Source organism: Streptomyces sp. NBC_01235, from assembly GCF_035989285.1.
Lineage (GTDB): Bacteria > Actinomycetota > Actinomycetes > Streptomycetales > Streptomycetaceae > Streptomyces.
Genome location: NZ_CP108513.1, coordinates 4,603,418 through 4,626,257, shown reverse-complemented (window position 1 = coordinate 4,626,257; position 22,840 = coordinate 4,603,418). Strand labels below are relative to the sequence as shown.

Sequence of the window (22,840 nt, the reverse complement as noted above, 5' to 3'; positions counted from 1 at the left end):
GTCAAAAGGAAACCGACCGTCCCAGGCCCGACCGGCAAGGAGACCAACCCCCGTGTCCGTCCTCTCGAAGATCATGCGTGCAGGCGAAGGCAAGATCCTGCGCAAGCTGCACCGCATCGCGGACCAGGTCAACTCCATCGAAGAGGACTTTGTCGACCTCTCCGACGCCGAGCTGCGGGCCCTCACCGATGAGTACAAGCAGCGGTACGCCGATGGTGAGAGCCTGGACGACCTGTTGCCCGAGGCGTTCGCCACCGTGCGCGAGGCCGCCAAGCGCGTCCTCGGCCAGCGTCACTACGACGTGCAGATCATGGGTGGTGCCGCCCTGCACCTCGGTTACGTGGCCGAGATGAAGACCGGTGAGGGCAAGACGCTCGTCGGCACGCTGCCCGCGTATCTGAACGCCCTGTCCGGCAAGGGCGTTCACCTGATCACGGTCAACGACTACCTGGCCGAGCGCGACTCGGAGATGATGGGCCGCGTCCACAAGTTCCTGGGCCTGGACGTCGGCTGCATCCTGGCCAACATGACGCCGGCCCAGCGGCGCGAGCAGTACGCGTGCGACATCACGTACGGCACGAACAACGAGTTCGGCTTCGACTACCTGCGCGACAACATGGCGTGGGCGCAGGACGAGCTCGTGCAGCGCGGCCACAACTTCGCCATCGTCGACGAGGTCGACTCCATCCTGGTCGACGAGGCCCGTACGCCGCTGATCATCTCCGGCCCGGCCGACCAGGCCACCAAGTGGTACGGCGACTTCGCCAAGCTGGTGACGCGCCTGAAGAAGGGCGAGGCCGGCAACCCGCTCAAGGGCATCGAGGAGACCGGCGACTACGAGGTCGACGAGAAGAAGCGCACGGTCGCCATTCACGAGGCCGGTGTCAGCAAGGTCGAGGACTGGCTGGGCATCGACAACCTCTACGAGTCGGTGAACACCCCTCTGGTGGGCTACCTGAACAACGCCATCAAGGCGAAGGAGCTCTTCAAGAAGGACAAGGACTACGTCGTCATGGACGGCGAAGTCATGATCGTCGACGAGCACACGGGCCGTATCCTCGCCGGCCGCCGCTACAACGAGGGCATGCACCAGGCGATCGAGGCGAAGGAAGGGGTGGACATCAAGGACGAGAACCAGACGCTCGCCACGATCACCCTGCAGAACTTCTTCCGCCTCTACAAGCGTCACGACCACGACAGCAAGGAACAGCCCGGCCTCTGCGGCATGACCGGTACGGCGATGACCGAGGCCGCCGAGTTCCATCAGATCTACAAGCTCGGCGTGGTCCCGATCCCGACGAACCGGCCGATGGTCCGCAAGGACCAGTCGGACCTGATCTACCGCACCGAGGTCGCGAAGTTCGAGGCGGTCGTCGACGACATCGCCGAGAAGCACGAGAAGGGCCAGCCGATCCTCGTCGGTACGACGTCGGTCGAGAAGTCCGAGTACCTGTCGCAGCAGCTGTCCAAGCGGGGCATCCAGCACGAGGTGCTGAACGCCAAGCAGCACGATCGTGAGGCGTCGATCGTCGCTCAGGCGGGCCGCAAGGGCGCGGTGACGGTGGCCACCAACATGGCCGGCCGTGGTACCGACATCAAGCTCGGCGGCAACCCCGACGACCTCGCCGAGGCAGAGCTGCGCCAGCGGGGTCTGGACCCCGAGGAGCACATCGAGGAGTGGGCGCAGGCCCTGCCTGCCGCCCTGGAGAAGGCCGAGCTGGCGGTCAAGGCCGAGTTCGAGGAGGTCAAGGACCTCGGCGGCCTCTACGTCCTCGGTACCGAGCGGCACGAGTCGCGTCGTATCGACAACCAGCTGCGTGGTCGTTCGGGCCGTCAGGGCGACCCGGGCGAGTCCCGGTTCTACCTGTCGCTGGGTGATGACCTGATGCGGCTGTTCAAGGCGCAGATGGTCGAGCGCGTGATGTCGATGGCGAACGTGCCGGACGACGTGCCGATCGAGAACAAGATGGTCACGCGCGCGATCGCCTCCGCGCAGTCGCAGGTGGAGCAGCAGAACTTCGAGACGCGTAAGAACGTCCTGAAGTACGACGAGGTCCTCAACCGTCAGCGTGAGGTCATCTACGGTGAGCGGCGCCGTGTCCTGGAGGGTGAGGACCTGCAGGAGCAGATCCACCACTTCATGGACGACACCATCGACGCGTACGTCGGTGCGGAGACCGCCGAGGGCTTCCCGGAGGACTGGGACCTGGACCGGCTGTGGGGCGCCTTCAAGCAGCTCTACCCGGTGAAGGTCACCGTCGAGGAGCTGGAGGAGGCGGCCGGTGACCGCGCCGGTCTGACCGCCGAGTTCCTCTCCGAGTCCATCAAGGACGACATCCGTGAGCAGTACGAGTCGCGGGAGTCGCAGCTCGGCTCGGAGATCATGCGTGAGCTGGAGCGCCGGGTCGTGCTGTCGGTCCTGGACCGCAAGTGGCGTGAGCACCTCTACGAGATGGACTATCTCCAGGAGGGCATCGGCCTGCGCGCGATGGCGCAGAAGGACCCGCTGGTGGAGTACCAGCGCGAGGGCTTCGACATGTTCTCCGCGATGATGGACGGCATCAAGGAGGAGTCCGTCGGCTACCTGTTCAACCTGGAGGTCCAGGTCGAGCAGCAGGTCGAGGAGGTCCCGGTGGAGGACGCCGAGCCGGTCGACATGGAGAAGCAGGACGTGGTGCCGGCGCAGGCGGGTTCGCGTCCGGAGATCCGGGCGAAGGGGCTGGACGCTCCGCAGCGTCGTCAGCTGCACTTCTCGGCGCCGACGGTGGACGGCGAGGGTGGCACGGTCGAGGGCGACTTCGACAGTGACGACGACGAGCCCGTCCGCTCCGAGGCCGACGGCCTCACGCGCGCGGAGCGGCGCAAGCAGGCGAAGGCGGGGCGGCGCCGCAAGAAGTAGGGGTCGGGGCTGGCGACAGCGATTCTGTAGCGGCTTCGGGCCGGGTCACCTGTGGGTGGCCCGGCCCTTTGGCTGGGTGGTTGCTTGGTGATGGGGGTTGGGGACTGCTGGGGCCGCCCTGTGGCCTTCAGCGGTCCTGGGCCGGCCCTTGCGGGCCTGCGGGGGCCTGCGGGGACCACCTCCGGGACCTCTGGGGGCTCTTTGCCGCCTTGTGAGGGGTCGGAGGAGCGAGGGGGCCTGGGCGTCCTGCTCGGCGGTTCTGGAGGGCGTTCAGTCGTCCTGTGGGTGGTGCCTGCGGGGGCCGTCGAGTTCCACCGCCGTACAGCGCCAGCGGTGGTCCGTGCCGAGCTCCAGGCGGAAGGCCATCGCGCGCAGGCGGTCGCCGGCTCCGATGCGGGCGAAGGCCTCGATGGCGCCGGGGCGGGGGACGTAGTAGCCGATGTCGCGGACGACGGGACGGGTTCCGTGGGCGGCGCGCAGGGGGCCGCGTTCGGCGAGGTGCGCCAGGTCGTCGTAGGCGTGGCCGAGGGTGTGCCGGAGCATGAAGTGGACAGGGCGTTGGCCGGTCAGGACCGCGAGGAGGCGGTCGGCGAAGAGGTCGGTGGGGCGGGGCTGGGAGAGGGGGCGGCCGGGGGTCTGGGCGGAGACGGTGACTTCGGGTGTGGTGCGGGGACGGCGGGTGAGGGGCTGGGTGGTTGCGGGGCGGCCGTCGGCGGGGCGGGTGCGGGTGGGGGAGCCGGGTGGGCGGGCGCCGTGGGATGCCGGGCGAGGGGTGGCGCCGTTCGGAGTGCGGGGCGGGGTGCCCGCGGGGCGGCGGGTGTCGCGGCGGCCGGGAGGGCGGGTGCCGGGGTGGGCTTGCGTCCTCGTCATGACCTTGTTCATGGGTGTCCCCGTTCGGTCGGCCCGGCAACTACCGGGCGGTAACTTGCCGTTGCGGATCTTGTACGGGGTCGCGGTCCGGGGCGGCAAGGAAGCGGGGCGCCGTGTGTGAGGGGCCGGAAGGTTCACCTATCAGGGGTGGTCGGGGGCGCGGAAGGCCCGGAGCCGCGGGGGTGGGCCGGGTGAGGTCCGGGGTGTGGGGTTGACGCCTGCGGGGGTGTGGGCAGGGGCCCGAAAGGGGACGCCCGCACGTATCCTGAAGGCGCTCGGGGAGCTGCGGAACCGCCCTCCCGGGGCACCGAGTCCGAGCCTGCGACCACGAAATGAGCGGCCAGCCATGCGCGTCTACGTCCCCCTGACCCTCCCCGGTCTCGCCGAGGCGCACAAGACGGGTGAGCTGGGGTCCGGGCCGCTCGTCGCGTACGCCGTCACGCCCGCGTTGCGCGAGTGGTACCTCTCCGACGACATCGAGGAGCTGGAGTACGCGGCGCTCAGCAGGGCCGCGCTCGCCTCGCTGCGGCTGCTCGCGGCAGACCCGGGTGCTCCGCGGCGGAGGGTCGTCGTCGCCGTCGACGTACCCGACCGCGCGGCCGCCGTGGACCCCGACCGGGGGCTCGACCCGGTGGCGCTGGGCGAGGTGCGGGTGACCGGCGCAGTGCCGCTGGCCAAGGCGGCCGCGGTGCACGTCGACGCCGGGGAGGCGGAGGCGGACGTGACGGCTGCGGCTCAGGCGCTCGCGGCGGCGGAGGGCGGGGACGACGACGCGCAGTTCGTCGTGGACGGGGCCGAGGACCATGAGCTGCTGTGGTTCGCCCGGCAGGAGATCCCGAACCTGGTGGGGTCGGGGGACTGAGTCGCGCCGAAGGCGGCCACCTTCGTGGCCGCGGCCTTCGCCGTCTGCCGCGGGGCGTCGGTCGGTCACTTGACTGTCGGTGGTGGCGGGTACGTTTGCCGGTATGGGGATGCAGCAGGAAGCGGCGCACATCGTCTGGGACTGGAACGGGACGCTGCTCAACGACAACGACGCGATCATCGGGGCGACGAACGCGGCGTTCGCGGAGCTGGGGCTGGAGCCGCTCACGTTGGAGCGGTACCGGGCGCTGTACTGCGTGCCGGTGCCGAAGTTCTACGAGCGGCTGATGGGAAGGCTGCCCACCGATGCCGAGTGGGAGGTCATGGACGAGATATTCCACCGGTACTACGCCGAGCACCGGGTGCGCTGCGGGCTCACCGAGGGCGTGGTGGAACTGCTCACCGGGTGGCGGTCGGCGGGGCACAGTCAGTCCCTGCTGAGCATGTACGTGCACGAGGAGCTGGTGCCGCTGGTCCGGGGGTTCGGGATCGAGCCGCACTTCGTGCGGGTCGACGGGCGGACCGGGCCGTCCGGGGGCAGCAAGGCCGAGCACATGGTGCGGCACCTGAAGGCGCTGGCCGGGATCGAGCCGACGCGCACGGTGGTGATCGGGGACGCCGCCGATGACGCGGTGGCCGCGTTGCACGTGGGGGCGCGGGCCGTGCTGTACACCGGCGGGTCGCACAGTCGGGCCAGCCTGGAGGGGGTGGGGGTGCCGGTGGTGGACACGCTGGAGGAGGCGGTGGAGGTCGCGGGGCGGTGGGCCGCGGCAGCCTGAGGCCTTGGGTGCGGCGTCTTGAGGGCGCCGCACCGGTGAGGACTGTCCGGGCGGTCAGGTCGGGTCGGGTCGGGTCGGTGTGGGACGGGCCGGCCGTCGGGTCAGGTCACGCAGGTCACGTCACCGGTGCCTTGGCGCGCAGCACCGTCAGGAATTCACGCATCCAGGCCGAGTGGTCCGGCCAGGCGCGGGAGGAGACCAGGGTGCCGTCGACCACTGCCTCGGCGTCCTGGAAGGTGGCACCGGCCGACTGCATGTCGATCTCCAGGGCCGGGTACGCGGTGACGCGTCGGCCGCGGAGGGCGTCGGCAGCCGCGGTGAGCAGGGGGCCGTGGCAGATCTGGGCGACGGGTTTGTCGGCGTCGAAGAACGACTTGAGGATCTTGCGGAGTTCGGGGTCGTTGCGGAGGTACTCGGGGGCGCGGCCGCCGGGGATGACGACGGCGACGTACTGGCCGGGGTCGACCTCGGAGAAGGCGAGGTCGGCGGGCCAGGTGTAGCCGGGCTTCTCGGTGTAGGTGTCGAAGCCGGGTTCGAAGTCGTGGACGACGAACTGGAGCTTCTTGCGGGTGGGGGCGGCGATGTGGACCTCGTAGCCTTCCTCGCGCAGGCGCTGGTAGGGGTAGAGGACTTCCAGGGATTCCGCTGCGTCGCCGGTGACGATGAGGATCTTCGCGGTCATGGCGGGCGGCTCCTCTCGGGCGGGCGCTGTCATGGGCAACCTGCCTCTTGGGGGTGGGCTTGCCAAGAGGGGGCGCTTTCAGCGTCCCGCGGGGTGGGGCCGACGTCGACTTTTCCTGCCCCCGCCGCCCCGGTCGCAGCCCCTTCCCGGCCGCCCGTCCCTTTTCGCACCACGCCCCTCCCGCGCCCCTCCCACGTCACGCCCCGCCCCGTCCTGTGCAGAACGTCAAAGTTCCGACCCCTGTTTTGTACACATACGGCTCATGACGGGGGCCCCGTAAGGAGCGATAGCCTTGGTGGCGTGATCAGCGCGATAGCTCGCGGGGGCGTTGTTGCCCCTGCCCTGCGCCCGGTGCGTGCGGACCATCTCCGCGGCCGGGCGGTGGACGCTGGTCGGCGCGGGCGGGACGGGGTCGCAAGGGCCCCCTGGACGCCGTACACACTCCGGAAGCTCGCGGCGCGAAGAGCGGCGCAGAGAGCAGCGTCACATCCCGGGGACGTGTCGAGAATGGCTGATATCCCCCCGCTCATCTCGCCTTGCGGCATAGCGTCGGAGCAGCCCGGAGACCCCGGGCCGTGGCGTCGAGCCGCAGGGGAAGAGACCGTACTTCCTTCTACGTCACGCAACGGCGCGCGACAGGAGCCAGAGGACAATGCAGACCAAGCTGGACGAAGCCAAGGCCGAGCTGCTCGAGAGGGCGGCGCGGGTCGCTGAGAACAGCCCGGTCGGGGGGCACCTACCGACTGGGACGACGGGTGAGGGCACTCCGGGGACCCCGGACACCGCCGCCCTCCTCGCGTTCCTCCAGCGGTACTACCTGCACACCGCCCCGGAGGATCTGAGCGACCGTGACCCGGTCGACGTCTTCGGAGCCGCACTCTCGCACTACCGGCTGGCCGAGAACCGGCCGCAGGGGACGGCCAACGTAAGGGTCCACACCCCTACCGTCGAGGAGAACGGGTGGACGTGCAGTCACTCCGTGGTGGAAGTCGTCACCGACGACATGCCGTTCCTCGTCGACTCCGTCACCAATGAGCTGTCCCGGCAGGGGCGGGGGATTCACCTCGTCGTCCATCCGCAGATCGCGGTGCGGCGTGATGTGACCGGCAGGCTCATCGAGGTGCTCGGCGCGCCGCCCGCCGCCGGGGAGCTTCCGCACGACGCGCACATCGAGTCCTGGATCCACGTCGAGATCGACCGGGAGACCGACCGCGCCGACCTGAAGCAGATCAACGCCGACCTGCTGCGCGTCCTGTCCGACGTCCGGGAGGCCGTCGAGGACTGGGAGAAGATGCGGGACACCGCGCTGCGGGTCGCCGACGAGCTCCCCGAGGAGCCCGTTCCCGGTGATCTGGCGCGGCCCGAGGTCGACGAGGCCCGTGAGCTGCTGCGCTGGCTGGCCGCCGACCACTTCACCTTCCTCGGCTACCGCGAGTACCAGCTGCGCGAGGACGACACCCTCGCCGCCGTTCCGGGCACCGGGCTCGGCATCCTGCGCTCCGACCCGCACCACTCCGGCGAGGACAGTCACCCCGTCAGCCCCTCCTTCGAGCGGCTGCCCGCCGACGCCCGTGCCAAGGCGCGCGAGCACAAGCTGCTGGTGCTGACCAAGGCGAACAGCCGGGCCACCGTGCACCGGCCGTCCTACCTCGACTACGTCGGTGTGAAGAAGTTCGACAAGGAGGGGAACGTCGTCGGTGAGCGGCGCTTCCTCGGGCTGTTCTCCTCCGCCGCCTACACCGAGTCCGTGGCGCGGGTGCCGGTCGTCCGGCGCAAGGTCGAGGCCGTGCTGACGGGCGCGGGGTTCTCGCCGAACAGTCACGACGGGCGCGACCTGGTCCAGATCATGGAGACCTACCCGCGCGACGAGCTGTTCCAGACGCCGGTCGACGAGCTGCGGTCCATCGTCACCAGCGTGCTGTACCTGCAGGAGCGGCGGCGGCTGCGGCTCTACCTGCGGCAGGACGAGTACGGGCGCTACTACTCCGCGCTGGTCTACCTGCCCCGCGACCGCTACACCACCGGCGTCCGGCTGCGGATCATCGACATCCTCAAGGAGGAGCTGGGCGGGACGAGCGTCGACTTCACCGCCTGGAACACCGAGTCGATCCTGTCCCGGCTGCACTTCGTCGTCCGGGTCCCGCAGGGCACCGAGCTGCCCGAGCTGTCCGACTCCGACAAGGACCACATCGAGGCGCGGCTGGTGGAGGCGGCGCGGTCCTGGGCCGACGCCTTCGCCGAGGCGATGAACGCCGAGTGCGGGGAGGAGCGGGCCGCGGAGCTGCTGCGGCGCTACAACAACGCCTTCCCCGAGGGCTACAAGGCCGACCACACCCCGCGCGCCGCGGTCGCCGACCTGGTCCACCTGGAGCGGCTCACCGAGGAGCGGAGCTTCTCGCTCAGCCTGTACGAGCCGGTGGGCGCCGCGCCCGACGAGCGCCGCTTCAAGATCTACCGCAAGGGCGACGCGATCTCCCTGTCGGCCGTGCTGCCGGTGCTGAACCGGCTCGGCGTCGAGGTGATCGACGAGCGGCCGTACGAACTGCGCTGCACGGACCGCAGCAACGCCTGGATCTACGACTTCGGTCTGCGCATCCCCAAGGCGCTGGCAGGCCCCGGCGGCGACTTCCTCGGCGACGACGGGCGCGAGCGGTTCCAGGAGGCGTTCTCCGCGACCTGGACCGGCAAGGCGGAGAACGACGGGTTCAACGCGCTGGTGCTGGGCGCGGGGCTGAACTGGCGGCAGGCGGTGGTGCTGCGCGCGTACGCCAAGTACCTGCGCCAGGCCGGGTCGACCTTCAGCCAGGACTACATGGAGGACACCCTCCGGACCAATGTCCACACCACCCGGCTGCTGGTGTCGTTGTTCGAGGCGAGGATGTCGCCCGACCGGCAGCGCGCCGGGCACGAGATCGTCGACGCCCTTCTGGAGGAACTGGACGCCGCTCTCGACGACGTGGCCTCGCTGGACGAGGACCGGATCCTTCGGTCCTTCCTCACCGTGATCAAGGCGACCCTGCGCACGAACTTCTTCCAGGAGCGCGCGGGCGGCAAGCCGCACGACTACGTCTCCATGAAGTTCGACCCGCAGGCCATCCCGGACCTTCCGGCGCCGCGGCCCGCGTTCGAGATCTGGGTGTACTCGCCGCAGGTGGAGGGCGTGCACCTGAGGTTCGGGAAGGTCGCGCGCGGTGGTCTGCGCTGGTCCGACCGGCGTGAGGACTTCCGCACCGAGGTCCTCGGCCTGGTCAAGGCGCAGATGGTGAAGAACACCGTCATCGTGCCGGTCGGCGCCAAGGGCGGCTTCGTCGCCAAGCAGCTGCCCGACCCGGGCGTGGACCGTGACGCGTGGCTGGCCGAGGGCATCGCCAGCTACAAGACGTTCATCTCGGCGCTGCTCGACATCACCGACAACCTGGTCGGCGGGGAGGTCGTGCCGCCGGCCGACGTCGTCCGGCACGACGAGGACGACACCTACCTCGTCGTCGCCGCCGACAAGGGCACGGCGACGTTCTCCGACATCGCCAACGAGGTCGCCCAGTCGTACAACTTCTGGCTCGGGGACGCCTTCGCCTCCGGCGGCTCGGCCGGCTACGACCACAAGGGCATGGGCATCACCGCCCGCGGCGCCTGGGAGTCCGTGAAGCGGCACTTCCGGGAGCTGGGCGTGGACACCCAGACCGAGGACTTCACGGTCGTCGGCATCGGCGACATGTCCGGTGACGTGTTCGGCAACGGCATGCTGCTCAGCGAGCACATCCGGCTGGTCGCCGCCTTCGACCACCGGCACATCTTCATCGACCCGAACCCGGACGCGGCGACCTCCTACGCCGAGCGCCGCCGCCTGTTCGAGTTGCCCCGGTCCAGCTGGGCCGACTACGACACCACCCTGCTGTCGGCCGGCGGCGGTGTCTTCCCACGCACGGCGAAGGCGATCCCGGTGGGCGCTCACATCCGGGAGGCGCTCGGCATCGAGGCGGGCGTCACCAAGCTGACCCCGGCCGACCTGATGAAGGCGATCCTGCGGGCGCCCGTGGACCTGCTGTGGAACGGCGGCATCGGCACGTACGTGAAGTCCGGTACGGAGTCGAACGCCGACGTCGGCGACAAGGCCAACGACCCGATCCGGGTGGACGGCGCCGACCTGCGCGTCAAGGTCGTCGGCGAGGGCGGCAACCTGGGCCTGACCCAGCTCGGCCGGATCGAGTTCGCGCTGCACGGCGGCAAGATCAACACGGATGCCATCGACAACAGCGCGGGCGTGGACACCTCCGACCACGAGGTGAACATCAAGATCCTGCTCAACGGCCTGGTCGCCGAGGGCGACATGACCGTCAAGCAGCGCAACAAGGTGCTCGCGGAGATGACCGACGAGGTCGGCGCTCTCGTCCTGCGCAACAACTACGCGCAGAACACGGCGATCGCCAACGCCCTCGCCCAGTCCAAGGACATGCTCCACGCCCAACAGCGCTTCATGCGCCACCTGGTCAGGGAGAAGCACCTGGACCGCGCCCTGGAGTTCCTGCCCACCGACCGGCAGATCCGCGAGCGCCTCGGCTCCGGCCAGGGCCTGACCAGCCCGGAGACGGCCGTCCTGCTGGCGTACACGAAGATCACGGTGTCGGACGAGCTGCTGCACACCTCGCTGCCCGACGACGACTACCTGCGCGGTCTGCTGCACGCGTACTTCCCGACGGCGCTGCGCGAGCGGTTCCCCGAGGGCATCGACAGCCACCCGCTGCGCCGCGAGATCACCACGACCGTCCTGGTCAACGACACGGTCAACACCGGCGGTACGACGTATCTGCACCGGCTGCGCGAGGAGACGGGCGCCTCGCTGGAGGAGATCGTGCGGGCCCAGACCGCGGCCCGGGCGATCTTCCGAGCGGCGCCCGTGTGGGACGCGGTGGAGGCCCTCGACAACCGGGTCGAGGCCGGTGTCCAGACCCGTATCCGGCTGCACTCGCGGCGGCTCGTCGAGCGCGGCACGCGCTGGCTGCTCAACAACCGGCCGCAGCCGCTCCAGCTCGCCGAGACCGTCGACTTCTTCGCCGAGCGCGTCGAGCAGGTGTGGGCGCAGCTGACGAAGCTGCTGCGCGGCGCGGACCTGGAGTGGTGGCAGAAGATCTACGAGGAGCTGACCGACGCGGGCGTCCCGGACGAGCTGGCCACCCGGGTGGCCGGGTTCTCCTCGGCGTTCCCGGCGCTGGACATCGTCTCGGTGGCCGACCGCATGGGCCGCGACCCGCTGGACGTCGCCGAGGTCTACTACGATCTCGCCGACCGTCTGCGCATCGCCCAGCTGATGGACCGCATCATCGAGCTGCCGCGCGCGGACCGCTGGCAGTCCATGGCCCGCGCCTCCATCCGCGAGGACCTGTACGCGGCGCACGCGGCGCTGACCGCGGACGTCCTGGCCGTCGGCAACGGCGCCTCGACGCCCGAGCAGCGCTTCAAGGCGTGGGACGAGAAGAACGCGGCGATCCTGAGCCGGGCGCGCACCACGCTGGAGGAGATCCAGAGCTCGGAGACGTTCGACCTGGCCAACCTGTCGGTGGCCATGCGGACGATGCGCACGCTGCTGCGGACGCACTCGTAGGCGGCAGGCACACGGATGACAGAAGGGCGCTCCCCCGACGGCTCGGGGGAGCGCCCTTCTCGTGTGCCGATCGTGTCGGCCGTGTCGATCGTGTCGGCCGCGCCGGCTACTTCTTCTTGGCGCCCGAGGTGAACGCCTCGTACGCCTCCAGGACCTCTTCTGTGGGGCCGTCCATGCGCAGTTCGCCGCGCTCGAGCCACAGCACGCGCTCGCAGGTGGTACGGATCGCGGCGTTGCTGTGGCTGACCAGGAAGACGGTGCCGGCGTGCTGGCGCATCTCCTGGATGCGCTCCGCCGAGCGTGCCTGGAACCGCGCGTCACCGGTGGACAGCGCCTCGTCGATGAGCAGCACGTCGTGGTCCTTGGCGGCGGCGATGGAGAAGCGCAGCCGGGAGCCCATGCCGGAGGAGTAGGTGCGCATGGGCAGGGAGATGAAGTCGCCCTTCTCGTTGATGCCGGAGAAGTCGACGATCTCCTGGTAGCGCTCCTTGATCTGCTCGCGCGTCATGCCCATGGCCAGGCCGCCGAGGTAGACGTTGCGCTCGCCGGTCAGGTCGCCCATCAGGGCCGCGTTGACGCCGAGGAGGGAGGGCTGGCCGTCGGTGTAGATCTTGCCGTTCTCCACCGGCTGCAGGCCCGCGATGCCCTTGAGCAGGGTGGACTTGCCGGAGCCGTTGGTGCCGATGAGGCCGACGGCCTCGCCCTTGTAGGCGACGAAGGAGACCTTCTTGACGGCGTGCACGATACGCATGCCGGCGGCCTTCTCGGCCTGCTTGGGGCGCAGGATGCGGTTGAGGGCGGCGGTCGCGCTGCCCCGGCCGCTGCCGGTGCCGTTGATCCGGTAGACGATGTCGACGCTGTCCGCGATGACGGTGGGGATCCGCTCGTCGGCGGGCTCGGTGAGCGCGGTGCGCGTTGCGTTGCCTGCGTTGTCAGCCACGGCCGTACGTCTCCTCAGCCTTCCAGAAGTAGATGAAGCCACCGACACCGGCGAGCAGCGCCCAGCCGGTCGCGACCAGCCACACGTGGGGCGGCAGCTGACTGGCGTGGAAGCTGTCGATCAGCGCGAAGCGCATCAGGTCGATGTAGACGGCGGCGGGGTTGGCCCGCAGCAGGCTGGCGACCCAGGACGGCATGCCGTGGTGCTTGCTGATCAGGTTGTCGATGCTCCACATGACGCCCGAGATGTACATCCAGGTGCGCAGGATGAACGGCATCAGCTGGGCGATGTCCGGCGTCTTCGCGCCAGCCCGGGCCAGGACCATCGCGAGGCCCGCGTTGAAGACGAACTGCAGCGTCAGCGCCGGGAGGACGAGGACCCACGACAGGGCCGGCGGCACGCCCACCGCGAACAGGATGATCAGCAGGGCGGCCATCGAGAACAGCAGCTGCTGGAGCTGCTGGAGACAGAACGAGATCGGCAGCGCGGCCCGGGGGAAGTGCAGGGCCCGCACCAGGCCGATGCTGCCGGAGATGGCGCGGGTGCCCGCCATGACCGAGCTCTGGGTGAACGTGAACACGAACACGCCCGTGACCAGGAACGGGATGAAGTCCGCCACGTTCCTCTTGGTGTCCAGCAGGACGCCGAAGATGAAGTAGTACACCGCCGCGTTCAGCAGCGGGGTCATCACCTGCCAGACCTGGCCCAGCTTCGCCTGGCTGTACTGGGCGGTGAGCTTGGCGGTGGCGAACGCGGTGATGAAGTGGCGGCGCGCCCAGAGCTGGCTGACGTACTCCGGCAGGGGAGGACGGGCACCGCTGACCGTGAGGCCGTGCCGCTCGGCCAGGGCCGCGAGCTCGCCGGGGCCGTAGGCCGGTGTCTTGGGCGGTGTGTGGAGGACCTGACTCACATCCGCTGCTTTCACTCGGGGGAGGGGGGTGCGGGCGCCGTTTCCTTAGTCGTCCGACGTTTCCTTACGTTTTTCTTCACGTTTTCTTACGTCAGGACGGGACCGTATCGTCGCAACGCGAGAGTAGGCCGAGTTGACGTCGGAACGCAACCGTATCGTCGTAACGCCCTATGCTGGTCGGCATGACGACGAACGCGACGAACACCGATGGACCCCAGGCGCGCCCGCGCCGCCGGGCGCCCGCGGGCGCGGCCGTGCTGCGCGAGGAGGTGACGGAGGCCATCCGGGCCGCCGTGTTCGAGGAGCTCGCGACCGTCGGCTACGCACGGATGTCCATCGAGGGCATCGCCCGTCGCGCCGGTGTGGGCAAGACCGCGGTGTACCGGCGCTGGCGTTCCAAGCTGCACCTGGTCCTCGACATCGTCTCGGTGATCGCCGTACAGGGTCTGCCGGCCCCGGAGACGGGCAGCCTGGAGGGCGACCTGCGCATGCTCTACGAGGTGACCTCGCGGGCGCTGCGGCACCCCGTGGCCTCGCAGATCATCCCGGACCTCCAGGCCGAGGCGGCCCGCAACCCCGATATCGCCGAGGCGATGCAGAAGGCGCTGAAGGAGGGGCAGGAGGGGGTCGCCCTGAAGATCGTGGCGGCGGCGCAGCAGCGAGGGGAGATCCGTGCGGGGTTCAACGAGGAGCTGGCGCTCGATCTGATCTCGGGTCCGCTTTACTGGCGTTCGGTGGTCATCCGCAGCCCGAAGCTGCCCAAGGGGTATCTGGGCGCGCTGGCTCGGGCGACCGCCGAGGCGATCAAGGCGCTGTAGGCGCTCCAGGAGTCGAGGTGGCATGAGAGTCGTGATAGCCGAGGACAACGCCCTGCTCAGGGAGGGTTTGGTCCTGCTGCTGACGTCGTCCGGGCACGAGGTGGTGGCCGTCGCCGGCTCCGGCCCCGAGGTGCTGCCGGCGTTGCTGGAACACCGTCCGGACGTGGCGGTGCTCGATGTGCGGATGCCGCCGGGCTTCCGCGACGAGGGGCTGCGGGCCGCCCTGGAGGCCCGCGAGAAGATCCCCGGCCTGCCGGTGCTGGTGCTCTCGCAGTACGTCGAGGAGTCCTACGCCGCCGAGTTGCTGGGCGGGGGCGCGAGCGGGGTCGGCTATCTGCTGAAGGACCGCGTGGGCCGGGTGGACGAGTTCCTGGACGCGCTGGAGCGGGTGGCCTCCGGCGGGACGGCGCTCGACCCCGAGGTCGTCACCGAGCTGATGACCCGCCGTCGTGACTCGCCGCTGGACTCGCTCACGCCGCGCGAGCGCGAGGTGCTGAAGCTCATGGCCGAGGGCCGCGACAACACGACCATCGCCAACACCCTCGTCATCACCGAGCGGTCCGTCAGCAAGCACATCGGCAACGTGTTCCTGAAACTGGGCCTGCCGGCCAGCGACAGCGGACACCGGCGGGTACTGGCCGTGCTGGCGTACCTGAACAACGCCTAGGGTGCCGGGGACCCGGCCAGCTCGTGCGCCAGGGTCGTGAGTTCCGGCAGGCGCAGGACGCGGTCGCCGGAACCCGGCAGGGGGACGTGCAGGGCGGCCGTCCATCGCTGCGGGACGTCGTCGACGCCGTACACGGCTCCGGCGAGGCCGCCCGTCACGGCCGCGACGGTGTCCGTGTCGCCACCGAGGTCGACGGCGGCGCGGACGGCGTCCTCGAAGCAGGACGTCGTGCGCAGGGCCCAGACGGCGGAGCCGAGGCAGGGCCACACCGCGCCGTTGAACTCGGTCGCCAGGTCGGGGTGCCAGTCGGGGGCGAGGACAGCCGTGTACCGCTCGCGGTGGTCGGGGTGGACCTCGGCGAGGGTCTTTGTCAGCGCGGCCAGCGGGTCGGCGCCCGCGAGGGCGACCCGCACCAGCTCATGGAAGACGGCCGTGCCCTCCCAGGCCGCACGGTCCCCGTGGGTGAGGGCGGCGAGCCGGCGCGCCGCGTCCATGGTGGCCGTACGGCCGTGGGGCGCGAAGTAGACGGCGGAGGTGGCCGCCCGCATCAATGCGCCGTTGCCCGCCGCCCGTTGACTGGTCTGGAAGTGCAGCGCGGCGGCGGTGTCCCAGGGATCGCCGCTGCTCAGGACCGCCTCGGTCTGCAGCCCGATGTCCTTGGGGTCGGCGGCGGCCCAGCGCCAAAACCGCCGGAAGACGTCCGCCGGGTCCAGTCCGCCGCACTCCAGCAGGGACTCCCCGACGAGGACGGCCATCTGCGTGTCGTCGGTCGCCTCCCCCGGGTCCCAGCCGCCGCCCCCGCACATCTCGCCACCGTGCACGCCCGACGGGAACCGCTCGGAGAACGCGCCCTCCGGCCCGAACTCGAAGGGCGCGCCCAGCGCGTCCCCCACGGCGGAGCCGACGACACAGCCGACGGCGCGGTCGACGGCGCGTACCGAATCAATCATCCGGGCTCTCCTGCGTCTCCGGCGTGGCCGCCGCGTCCAGCGCCGCGGTGAGTTCGTCCAGGCGCTCGCGCAGTGCGCCGATCTCGGCGAGTTCGAAGCCGGTGGCGGTGACGATCCTGCGCGGCACCTCCAGGGCCCGGTCGCGCAGGGACGCGCCCTCCTCGGTGAGCCGCACCTCCACGGAGCGCTCGTCGCGGGCGCTGCGCTCGCGTAGCACCAGACCGGCCCCCTCCAGGCGCTTGAGCAGCGGCGAGAGCGTGCCGGAGTCCAGACGCAGGTGTTCGCCCAGCTTCTTGACGGGCAGCGGGCCCTCCTCCCACAGGACCAGCATCACCAGGTACTGCGGATAGGTGAGCCCGAGGTCCTTGAGGATCACGCGGTAGACGCCGTTGAAGGCGCGCGACGCGGCGTGCAGGGAGAAGCAGATCTGGCGGTCCAGACGGAGCCAGTTCTCCGTGGCGTTCTCCGGGCCGACGGCTGGCAGCGGGGCGGTCATGTCTCCAGGATAGCTCTTACCCGCAATTTAGTTGTGCCCAATTGAATTGTGTGCTCTACTTGCCTCCGTCGGGCGGCCGGACCGGGCCGCCGGAACGTGATCTGAGAGGGATGGTTTTCCATGGACGCGCTCTACACCGCTGTCGCCACCGCCACGCACGGCCGCGAGGGCCGCGCCGTCTCCTCCGACGGCAGGATCGACCTCGCGCTGGCCATGCCCGTGGAGCTCGGCGGCAACGGGGAGGGCACCAACCCGGAGCAGCTGTTCGCCGCCGGTTACGCCGCCTGTTTCGGCAGCGCCCTGGGCCTCGTCGGCCGCGCCGCGAAGGTGGACGTCAGCGACGCCGCGGTGACGGCCGAGGTCGGCATAGGCAAGCAGGGCGAGGGCTTCGCCCTGAAGGTGACCCTGCGCGTGGAGCTGCCCGACAGCGTGGACGAGGCGACCGGCCGCAAGCTCGTCGAGCAGGCCCACCAGGTCTGCCCCTACTCCAACGCCACCCGCGGCAACGTCCCGGTCGAGCTCGTCGTCGAGTAGTCACCGGCCGCTCCGGCAGGAGCATCGGCGCCGGCGGGACACGCGGTCAGTGTCCCGCCGCCCGCCTCACCCGCCACGCCCGCAGCCACAGCGCGGGCACACCGATCAGCACCAGCCAGAAGTGCCCGGGCACCCCTTGGGGCAGCCGCTCGGGCGTCAGATCCGCCCCGGGGCCCCCGGTCGTCAGGGAGAGCGCGTCCAGGTAGGGCCTGCAGTACGCGGCCGTCATCGGCACCGCGGCCGTGAGCGCCCACCGGCTCACCACGGCCACCCGCCGGTCACGTTCCCACCCGGCGACGAGCGCCACCGCCCCGACCGCCGCCGCGATGAACGTCACCGGGTGCACGAGCAGGACCAGCGCGTACAGCGCACCGAGCAACGCGTACCCCCACGAACTCCGCAGGCCGCTCGGACCGACGTACCGGACCGGGCAACGCACCGCTCCCGCGCGCGTGCCCGTCAACGCCCAGGCCCAGCAGGTCAGTCCGACGGCCAGTGTCGACGGATGACCGAGGCCGTCGCTCGACCAGGACCGGTCGCCGCCCCACAGCAACGCCAGGGCGAACAGGCCCAGGACCGCGGCCCGGCGACGGTCCGTCAGAACGCGTGTGAAGCGGCCGATCCCGGTCAGCAGCACCAGCAGGTTGAACGGGCCGGCCACTGCCGCGCGGCACAGCGGGTCACGCCAGTACGCGAGCGACAGCGCCAGCCAGACCAGGGTCCCGAAGAACTGGTACGGCGTCGGATGCCGGAAGGGGCGGGCAGTGGAGCGCATTCCTCGCGCTTTCCCCCTTATGGCGCCTCGCTCCCGGCGGCTAGGCCGCACGGCGGATCCCGACGCACCCCCGGGTACCCGCCTCGCGCCGAGCGCAGGTCACGTGTACTCCGGCAGGCGCGCCGAACGGTCGACGGGCCGCGGGATGCCGATGACCGCGCCGTCCGAACCGTCACCGCCGGACTCGGTGTCACCGTCACCGCGACGTGCCGCCGTGTCCGGCGCCTCGTCCGACAGGATCTGCCGGACGACACGCTCGGCGGACACCCGGCACCGGCCGGGTCACCCGGGAGAGCGAGGCCCATGTGCTTGAGGGGCGTGCCGTGCCGGGTCTGCACGAAGACCTGGCCGGTCCTCCTGACCAGCCGCCGGTCGAAGTCGGCGTTGTCGACGAGGTACTTGGAGCGGGCCGGCGCCGCCCGGTGGGCGGCCGTGCCCGGGCGCACCTGACGTGGGCTCGGCGGGACGGCCGTCTGGTGCTCGGGGTGGGCGATCCATGCCGTGCGCACCTGCGGCGCGAACGTGCGGAACGCCTCTTCCGGCGCGCCCGGGTCGCAGCCGCGCCCGGGCGCACCTGACGTGGGCTCGGCGGGACGGCCGTCTGGTGCTCGGGGTGGGCGATCCATGTCGTGCGCACCTGCGGCGCGAACGTGCGGAACGCCTCTTCCGGCGCGCCCGGGTCGCAGCCGCGCCCGCGGCCCCGGTACGCGGCGAACACGGCCCGGTCGGCGCGCAGCGGCAGCCGCAACCGGACGCGGTAGTGGGCTTGCAGAACGGCCGCCCGCAGGGCGCGGGCGAGCTTCGAGGCCGCCTTGTGTGTGCGCCGGCGCACACACAAGGCGGCGTGCAGGAGCCGGTAGGCGCGGTGCACGCCGAAGTGGACGAGGGTGTGGCGCAGCCGGGAGCGCAGTGGGACCGAGGCGCCCGGGACGCGGTAACGGCGGTAGTGGGCGCGGGCCATGCGCAGGAACTCGGCGCGCGAGTCGCGCGGGAGCCGGTCGCGCTTGGCCGACTCGAGGCACCCGCGCAGGTACGCCTGAACCTTGTACGCGGGGACGATGACGCTGAACCTGGGCAAGGCACATCCATGGGTCGGCGCGGGCGGCGGTGGACAGGGCCTTGCCCGGGAACGGCCAATGGAGTGAATCGGTTACGGCCCGTGAGGCATACGGGGGATGGTGGGTGAGGGGATGGTGGGTGAACGGCGAGGGGCGGGCCGATGACCCGACCCGCCCCCTTTTTTCCGGTTTCCGGTTTCCGGGTTCCGGCTACTTGACCGCGCCCGCCATCACTCCGGACACGAACTGCCGTTGGAACGCGAAGAACACGGCCAGTGGGATCACCATCGAGATGAACGCGCCGGGTGCCAGCACATCGATGTTGTTGCCGAACTGCCGTACCTGCGTCTGCAGGGCCACCGTGATCGGCTGGCTGTCGGCGTTGGTGAACACCAGCGCCACCAGCATGTCGTTCCACACCCACAGGAACTGGAAGATGCCCAGGGACGCGATCGCCGGCCCGCCCAGGGGCATCACGACCCGTGCGAACAGCCGGAGTTCACCGGCTCCGTCGAGACGGGCCGCCTCCAGCAGTTCGCGGGGGATCTCCGCGAAGAAGTTCCGCAGCAGGAACACCGCGAAGGGCAGCCCGAACCCGACGTGGAACAGGATCACTCCCAGGATGTTCCCGAACAGGCCGATCTTGCCGAACAGCTCGGCGATCGGGATCAGCGCCACCTGCACGGGCACCACCAACAGCCCCACCACGGCCAGGAACCACCAGTCGCGGCCCGGGAACTCCATCCACGCGAACGCGTAGCCCGCGAGCGAGCCGATGACGACGACCAGGACCGTCGCCGGCACCGTGATCAGCACGGTGTTGACGAGCGAGTTGGTGATGTCGCTGTTCTCCAGGAGCTTCTGGTAGCTGTCGAAGGTGAGTTGGGAGGGCTGGGAGAACACCTTCCACCAGCCGCTGGCGCTCATGTCCTCGGGGGCGCGCAGGGAGGAGATGAGCAGCCCGATGGTCGGCACCAGCCAGAACAGGCCGACGACGATGAGAAAAACGCGGACCAGCCCGCCGTTGAGCTTGTCCATGACCCATTCGAGCCGCTTCGTCATCGCCGCACCTCCCGCCTGAGCCGACGCACGTTGAACCACATCACCGGGATCACCAGCAGCAGCAGGAACACCGCGATCGCGCTGGCGATGCCGGGCTGGTCCTCGGAGAAGCCCTTGCGGTACAGCTCCAGGGCGAGCACGTTCGCGTCGTCCTGCGAGGAGCCCGGGGCGATGATGAAGACGAGGTCGAACACCTTCAGCACGTTGATCATCAGGGTGACCGTGACGACCGCGAGGACCGGCGCGAGCAGCGGCACGGTGACCCTGCGGAACACCTGCCACTCGCTGGCGCCGTCGACGCGCGCCGCTTCGAGCAGTTCACGCGGCACACCCGCCAGACCGGCCGCGATCAGCACCATCGCGAAGCCCGCCCACATCCAGATGTACGAGCCGATGATCGACGGCGTGACCAGCGACGGGCCCAGCCAGTCCAGGCCGTTGTACGCCTCCTTGAAGTTGCTCGCGGGCAGCCGGAGCCGGGCGCCGTCGGCCTGGGCGGGGAGGGTGAAGGTGCCGTCGGCGGCGGCCTTGGCCGACGCCACCACCTTGCCGTCCTTCACCGCCTCGATCTTCATCCCGGGGTAGCCCAGCTCGGACGGGTCGGGCGCGCCGAGCGTGCCGACGCCCTTGCCGCGGGTGAAGTCCTGCCAGGTGGTGCCGGTGACCTTGCCCTGTTCGGTGCTTGCCTTGACGGCCTTCTTCGCGTCGTCGGGCATCTGGTCCGGGGCGACGCCGACCAGGGGGAGGGCGACCGGGGTGCCGGCGTGCACGGGCGTCTGGGTGATGAAGCCGCCCTGGTCGGCCCGCAGCGGCGAGTCGCGGCCCGGGTGGGCCTTGGGGAACGCGGACGCCTGCGCGAACGTGTCGTGCACGCCCACCCACACCGCGTTCGCGACGCCCTTGTCCGGGTCCTGGTCGTAGACCAGCCGGAAGATGATGCCGGCGGCGAGCATCGAGATCGCCATCGGCATGAAGACGACCAGCTTGAACGCGGTGCCCCAGCGCACCCGTTCGGTCAGCACCGCGAAGATCAGCCCGAGCGCGGTCGCGACCGTCGGCGCGAACACCACCCAGATCACGTTGTTCTTCAGCGCGGTGCGGATGCCGTCGTCGGTGAAGAGGGCCTTGTAGTTGTCGACGCGGGCGAAGCCGTCGCCGGACTGGTCGTAGAAACTGCGCACGACCGAGTACCCGATCGGGTAGACCACGAGCGCGCCGAGCAGCACCAGGGCGGGCAGCAGGAACAGCGCCGCCACCGTCCTTCGGGTGCCGGTCACGCTCTTGCGCGAGCGAGGAGGGGCGGGGGCTCCGGGAGCCTCCGCCGCCACGGGCGTCGCCATCGCCGCGTCAGTTCCCGTACGCCGTCGCCGCGTCCGACTCCAGTTTCGCCTGGGTGCCGGCCACGTTCGTCGGGTTCTTCAGGAAGTCCTGGAGGTCCTTCCACTCACCCTTGCCGGGCGTGCCGCCGAAGGCCTGCGGGGCCTGGTCGGACATGTCGAAGCGGAAGTCGTCGCCGGCCGCGATCAGCGCCTTGGCGATCGTCTGCTGGACCTCGTTCGGGTACGCGGAGATGTCGACGTTCTTGTTCGGCGAGAGGTAGCCGCCGAGCCCCGCCTGGATCTCCGCCGCGTCCGGCGAGGCCAGGAAGGTCGCCAGCGCCTGCGCGCCCTTGGAGTCCTTCAGGATGACGGCCGCGTCACCGCCGGAGACCACCGGCGCTGTGCTGCCGACCGTCGGGAACGGGAACACCTTCGCGTCCGTGCCGACCTTCGACTTGGTGTCGGCGATGTTGACCTGCACGAAGTCGCCCTCGTAGACCATCGCCGCCTTCGGCTGGTCGCCGCCGGTGAAGGCCTGTGTCACCGAGGCCGGGAACTCGGTCTGCAGCGCGCCGCTCGCGCCGCCCGCGACCCAGTCCTTCTTGCCCCAGATCTGGGCGAGGGTGGTCAGGGCCTCCTTCACGGAGGGGTCCGTCCACTTGATCTTGTGCTGGGCGAGCTGGTCGTACTTCTCCGGGCCCGCCTGGGAGAGGTAGACGTTCTCGAACCAGTCGGTGAGAGTCCAGCCGTCTGCGCCGCCCACCGAGAACGGCGTGACTCCGGAGTCGTACACCGTCTGCGCGGTGGTCAGCAGGTCCTTCCACGTTTTCGGCTCAGCCGCGCCCGCGTTCTCCAAGACCTTGGCGTTGTACCAGATCAGAGACTTGTTCGCGGCCTTGTAGTAGACGCCGTACTGCTTGCCGCCCACCTTCCCGATGTCCTGCCAGCCCTGCGAGTAGTTCTTGGCGAGCTCGGCCTGGGCCTCGGCGCCCAGCGGTTTGGCCCAGCCCTTGTCGGCGGCCTGCTTGATGGCGCCGGGCTGCGGCAGCATGGCCACGTCCGGCGGTGAGCCGCCCGCGATCTTCGAGCCGAGGAAGTTGATGATCGGGTCCTGCGCGGGCACGAAGGTGATCTTCGCGCCGGTGCGCTTCTCGAACTCGGCGAGGACCTTCTTGAAGTTCGCCTGTTCGGTGCCGGTCCATACGGCGGCCACTTCGAGCGTGGTGCCGTCGAGCTTGGGGAGGGTGAGGGCGCTGCCGGACTCCTTGGTTCCGGTGCCGCCGTCGTTTCCGCTGCTCTTGTCGTCGTCGCTGCCGCAGGCGGTGAGCGAGAGCGCGAGGGCCCCCGCCAGGAGCGTGGCGGCTGATTTCACGGTCCTGCGTGTCCGGATGGTGTCGCTGGTGCTGCGCATCATTGCCCCGTTCTTCGTTCCTCGTCGAACGTTGAGCGCTGTCCCGTGGGCACTGGTCTACGCCGGGTGTCATGGGCTCGGCAAGAGCGCCCACGCTGTCAAGCGGGGGATCGTGACCGCGTCGTGATCGGTGAGCGTTGCTGTCCGTGCCGTTGCCGAAGGCTGCCGCCCCAGACCCCCGCTTCGGCCCTGAAAGGGCCTCGTCCTCAA

General features: G+C 70.2%; 18 protein-coding genes and 1 pseudogene. 7 read left to right on the top strand and 12 right to left on the bottom strand.

The window, feature by feature from the left end; all coding sequences use genetic code 11:
- The first annotated feature begins 52 nt into the window (after window positions 1-52).
- Window positions 53-2,899, top strand: a complete 2,847-nt coding sequence (gene secA / locus OG289_RS20380) for a preprotein translocase subunit SecA (protein WP_327315455.1) — start codon at window positions 53-55, stop codon at window positions 2,897-2,899.
- Window positions 2,900-3,169: 270 nt separating this feature from the next.
- Here secA and OG289_RS20375 read toward each other — a convergent pair whose 3' ends face one another.
- Complete coding sequence (locus OG289_RS20375; protein WP_327315454.1) at window positions 3,170-3,781, bottom strand: Rv3235 family protein; 612 nt, start codon at window positions 3,779-3,781, stop codon at window positions 3,170-3,172.
- 334 nt (window positions 3,782-4,115) lie between these two features.
- On the opposite strand from OG289_RS20375, the gene OG289_RS20370 reads away from it, so the two are divergent.
- Window positions 4,116-4,631 carry a DUF6912 family protein gene (locus tag OG289_RS20370; RefSeq protein WP_327315453.1) on the top strand — a complete coding sequence of 172 codons (516 nt, stop codon included), beginning with the start codon at window positions 4,116-4,118 and terminating at the stop codon, window positions 4,629-4,631.
- 103 nt (window positions 4,632-4,734) lie between these two features.
- Window positions 4,735-5,409, top strand: coding sequence for an HAD family hydrolase (locus OG289_RS20365; protein ID WP_327315452.1), 675 nt, complete (start codon window positions 4,735-4,737; stop codon window positions 5,407-5,409).
- 115 nt (window positions 5,410-5,524) lie between these two features.
- Here OG289_RS20365 and OG289_RS20360 read toward each other — a convergent pair whose 3' ends face one another.
- Entirely contained in the window at window positions 5,525-6,091 is a 567-nt protein-coding gene (locus OG289_RS20360) for a DJ-1/PfpI family protein (RefSeq protein ID WP_327315450.1), read from the bottom strand.
- A gap of 652 nt (window positions 6,092-6,743) precedes the next feature.
- Between OG289_RS20360 and OG289_RS20355 the strand changes: the two genes are divergently transcribed.
- A complete protein-coding gene (locus tag OG289_RS20355) occupies window positions 6,744-11,690 on the top strand; it encodes an NAD-glutamate dehydrogenase (protein WP_327315449.1) in 4,947 nt (1,648 codons plus the stop codon).
- Between the two features lie 106 nt (window positions 11,691-11,796).
- On the opposite strand, the gene OG289_RS20350 is transcribed toward OG289_RS20355, so the two are convergent.
- A complete protein-coding gene (locus OG289_RS20350; RefSeq protein WP_327315448.1) occupies window positions 11,797-12,630 on the bottom strand; it encodes an ABC transporter ATP-binding protein in 834 nt (277 codons plus the stop codon).
- Entirely contained in the window at window positions 12,623-13,540 is a 918-nt protein-coding gene (locus OG289_RS20345) for an ABC transporter permease (protein WP_327315447.1), read from the bottom strand. Before OG289_RS20345 ends, OG289_RS20350 begins: the two co-directional genes overlap by 8 nt.
- A gap of 170 nt (window positions 13,541-13,710) precedes the next feature.
- Between OG289_RS20345 and OG289_RS20340 the strand changes: the two genes are divergently transcribed.
- Window positions 13,711-14,358 (top strand): TetR/AcrR family transcriptional regulator, encoded by a 648-nt coding sequence (locus tag OG289_RS20340; RefSeq protein ID WP_442818926.1) that lies wholly within the window; start codon window positions 13,711-13,713, stop codon window positions 14,356-14,358.
- Between the two features lie 22 nt (window positions 14,359-14,380).
- Entirely contained in the window at window positions 14,381-15,025 is a 645-nt protein-coding gene (locus OG289_RS20335) for a response regulator transcription factor (protein ID WP_327315445.1), read from the top strand.
- Here the strand turns inward: OG289_RS20335 and OG289_RS20330 are convergent.
- Window positions 15,022-15,975, bottom strand: a complete 954-nt coding sequence (locus OG289_RS20330; RefSeq protein WP_327315444.1) for an ADP-ribosylglycohydrolase family protein — start codon at window positions 15,973-15,975, stop codon at window positions 15,022-15,024. The two genes, OG289_RS20335 and OG289_RS20330, sit on opposite strands and share 4 nt — an antisense overlap.
- A complete protein-coding gene (locus tag OG289_RS20325) occupies window positions 15,968-16,471 on the bottom strand; it encodes a MarR family winged helix-turn-helix transcriptional regulator (protein WP_327315443.1) in 504 nt (167 codons plus the stop codon). The genes OG289_RS20330 and OG289_RS20325 overlap by 8 nt, the downstream gene beginning before the upstream one ends.
- A 120-nt stretch (window positions 16,472-16,591) precedes the next feature.
- Between OG289_RS20325 and OG289_RS20320 the strand changes: the two genes are divergently transcribed.
- On the top strand, window positions 16,592-17,005 hold the full coding sequence (locus OG289_RS20320) for an organic hydroperoxide resistance protein (protein WP_327315442.1): 414 nt from the start codon (window positions 16,592-16,594) through the stop codon (window positions 17,003-17,005).
- 46 nt (window positions 17,006-17,051) lie between these two features.
- Here the strand turns inward: OG289_RS20320 and OG289_RS20315 are convergent, their stop codons facing one another.
- The 6 genes and pseudogenes from OG289_RS20315 to OG289_RS20285 form a co-directional block, all read right to left on the bottom strand.
- Window positions 17,052-17,780 (bottom strand): hypothetical protein, encoded by a 729-nt coding sequence (locus tag OG289_RS20315; RefSeq protein WP_327315441.1) that lies wholly within the window; start codon window positions 17,778-17,780, stop codon window positions 17,052-17,054.
- 99 nt (window positions 17,781-17,879) lie between these two features.
- Window positions 17,880-18,047 carry a hypothetical protein gene (locus OG289_RS20310; protein WP_327321046.1) on the bottom strand — a complete coding sequence of 56 codons (168 nt, stop codon included), beginning with the start codon at window positions 18,045-18,047 and terminating at the stop codon, window positions 17,880-17,882.
- 2 nt (window positions 18,048-18,049) lie between these two features.
- Window positions 18,050-18,777: pseudogene (locus OG289_RS49710) on the bottom strand (CDP-glycerol glycerophosphotransferase family protein); the annotation flags it as partial.
- A 271-nt stretch (window positions 18,778-19,048) separates the two neighbouring features.
- Window positions 19,049-19,900, bottom strand: a complete 852-nt coding sequence (locus OG289_RS20295) for a carbohydrate ABC transporter permease (RefSeq protein WP_327315440.1) — start codon at window positions 19,898-19,900, stop codon at window positions 19,049-19,051.
- Window positions 19,897-21,240: a carbohydrate ABC transporter permease gene (locus OG289_RS20290; protein WP_327315439.1), complete on the bottom strand. Its 1,344-nt coding sequence runs from the start codon at window positions 21,238-21,240 to the stop codon at window positions 19,897-19,899. Before OG289_RS20290 ends, OG289_RS20295 begins: the two co-directional genes overlap by 4 nt.
- Before the next feature lie 7 nt (window positions 21,241-21,247).
- Complete coding sequence (locus OG289_RS20285; protein ID WP_327320750.1) at window positions 21,248-22,630, bottom strand: ABC transporter substrate-binding protein; 1,383 nt, start codon at window positions 22,628-22,630, stop codon at window positions 21,248-21,250.
- Window positions 22,631-22,840 lie beyond the last annotated feature (210 nt).

Excerpts from the sequence above, each read along its gene's own strand:
- OG289_RS20375 (WP_327315454.1), bottom strand. The coding sequence starts at position 3,781 with ATGAACAAGGTCATGACGAGGACGCAAGCCCACCCCGGCACCCGCCCT.
- OG289_RS20370 (WP_327315453.1), top strand. The coding sequence starts at position 4,116 with ATGCGCGTCTACGTCCCCCTGACCCTCCCCGGTCTCGCCGAGGCGCAC.
- OG289_RS20365 (WP_327315452.1), top strand. The coding sequence starts at position 4,735 with ATGGGGATGCAGCAGGAAGCGGCGCACATCGTCTGGGACTGGAACGGG.
- OG289_RS20360 (WP_327315450.1), bottom strand. The coding sequence starts at position 6,091 with ATGACCGCGAAGATCCTCATCGTCACCGGCGACGCAGCGGAATCCCTG.
- OG289_RS20355 (WP_327315449.1), top strand. The coding sequence starts at position 6,744 with ATGCAGACCAAGCTGGACGAAGCCAAGGCCGAGCTGCTCGAGAGGGCG.
- OG289_RS20340 (WP_442818926.1), top strand. The coding sequence starts at position 13,711 with ATGCTGGTCGGCATGACGACGAACGCGACGAACACCGATGGACCCCAG.
- OG289_RS20335 (WP_327315445.1), top strand. The coding sequence starts at position 14,381 with ATGAGAGTCGTGATAGCCGAGGACAACGCCCTGCTCAGGGAGGGTTTG.
- OG289_RS20330 (WP_327315444.1), bottom strand. The coding sequence starts at position 15,975 with ATGATTGATTCGGTACGCGCCGTCGACCGCGCCGTCGGCTGTGTCGTC.
- OG289_RS20325 (WP_327315443.1), bottom strand. The coding sequence starts at position 16,471 with ATGACCGCCCCGCTGCCAGCCGTCGGCCCGGAGAACGCCACGGAGAAC.
- OG289_RS20320 (WP_327315442.1), top strand. The coding sequence starts at position 16,592 with ATGGACGCGCTCTACACCGCTGTCGCCACCGCCACGCACGGCCGCGAG.
- OG289_RS20315 (WP_327315441.1), bottom strand. The coding sequence starts at position 17,780 with ATGCGCTCCACTGCCCGCCCCTTCCGGCATCCGACGCCGTACCAGTTC.
- OG289_RS20295 (WP_327315440.1), bottom strand. The coding sequence starts at position 19,900 with ATGACGAAGCGGCTCGAATGGGTCATGGACAAGCTCAACGGCGGGCTG.
- OG289_RS20290 (WP_327315439.1), bottom strand. The coding sequence starts at position 21,240 with ATGGCGACGCCCGTGGCGGCGGAGGCTCCCGGAGCCCCCGCCCCTCCT.
- OG289_RS20285 (WP_327320750.1), bottom strand. The coding sequence starts at position 22,630 with ATGCGCAGCACCAGCGACACCATCCGGACACGCAGGACCGTGAAATCA.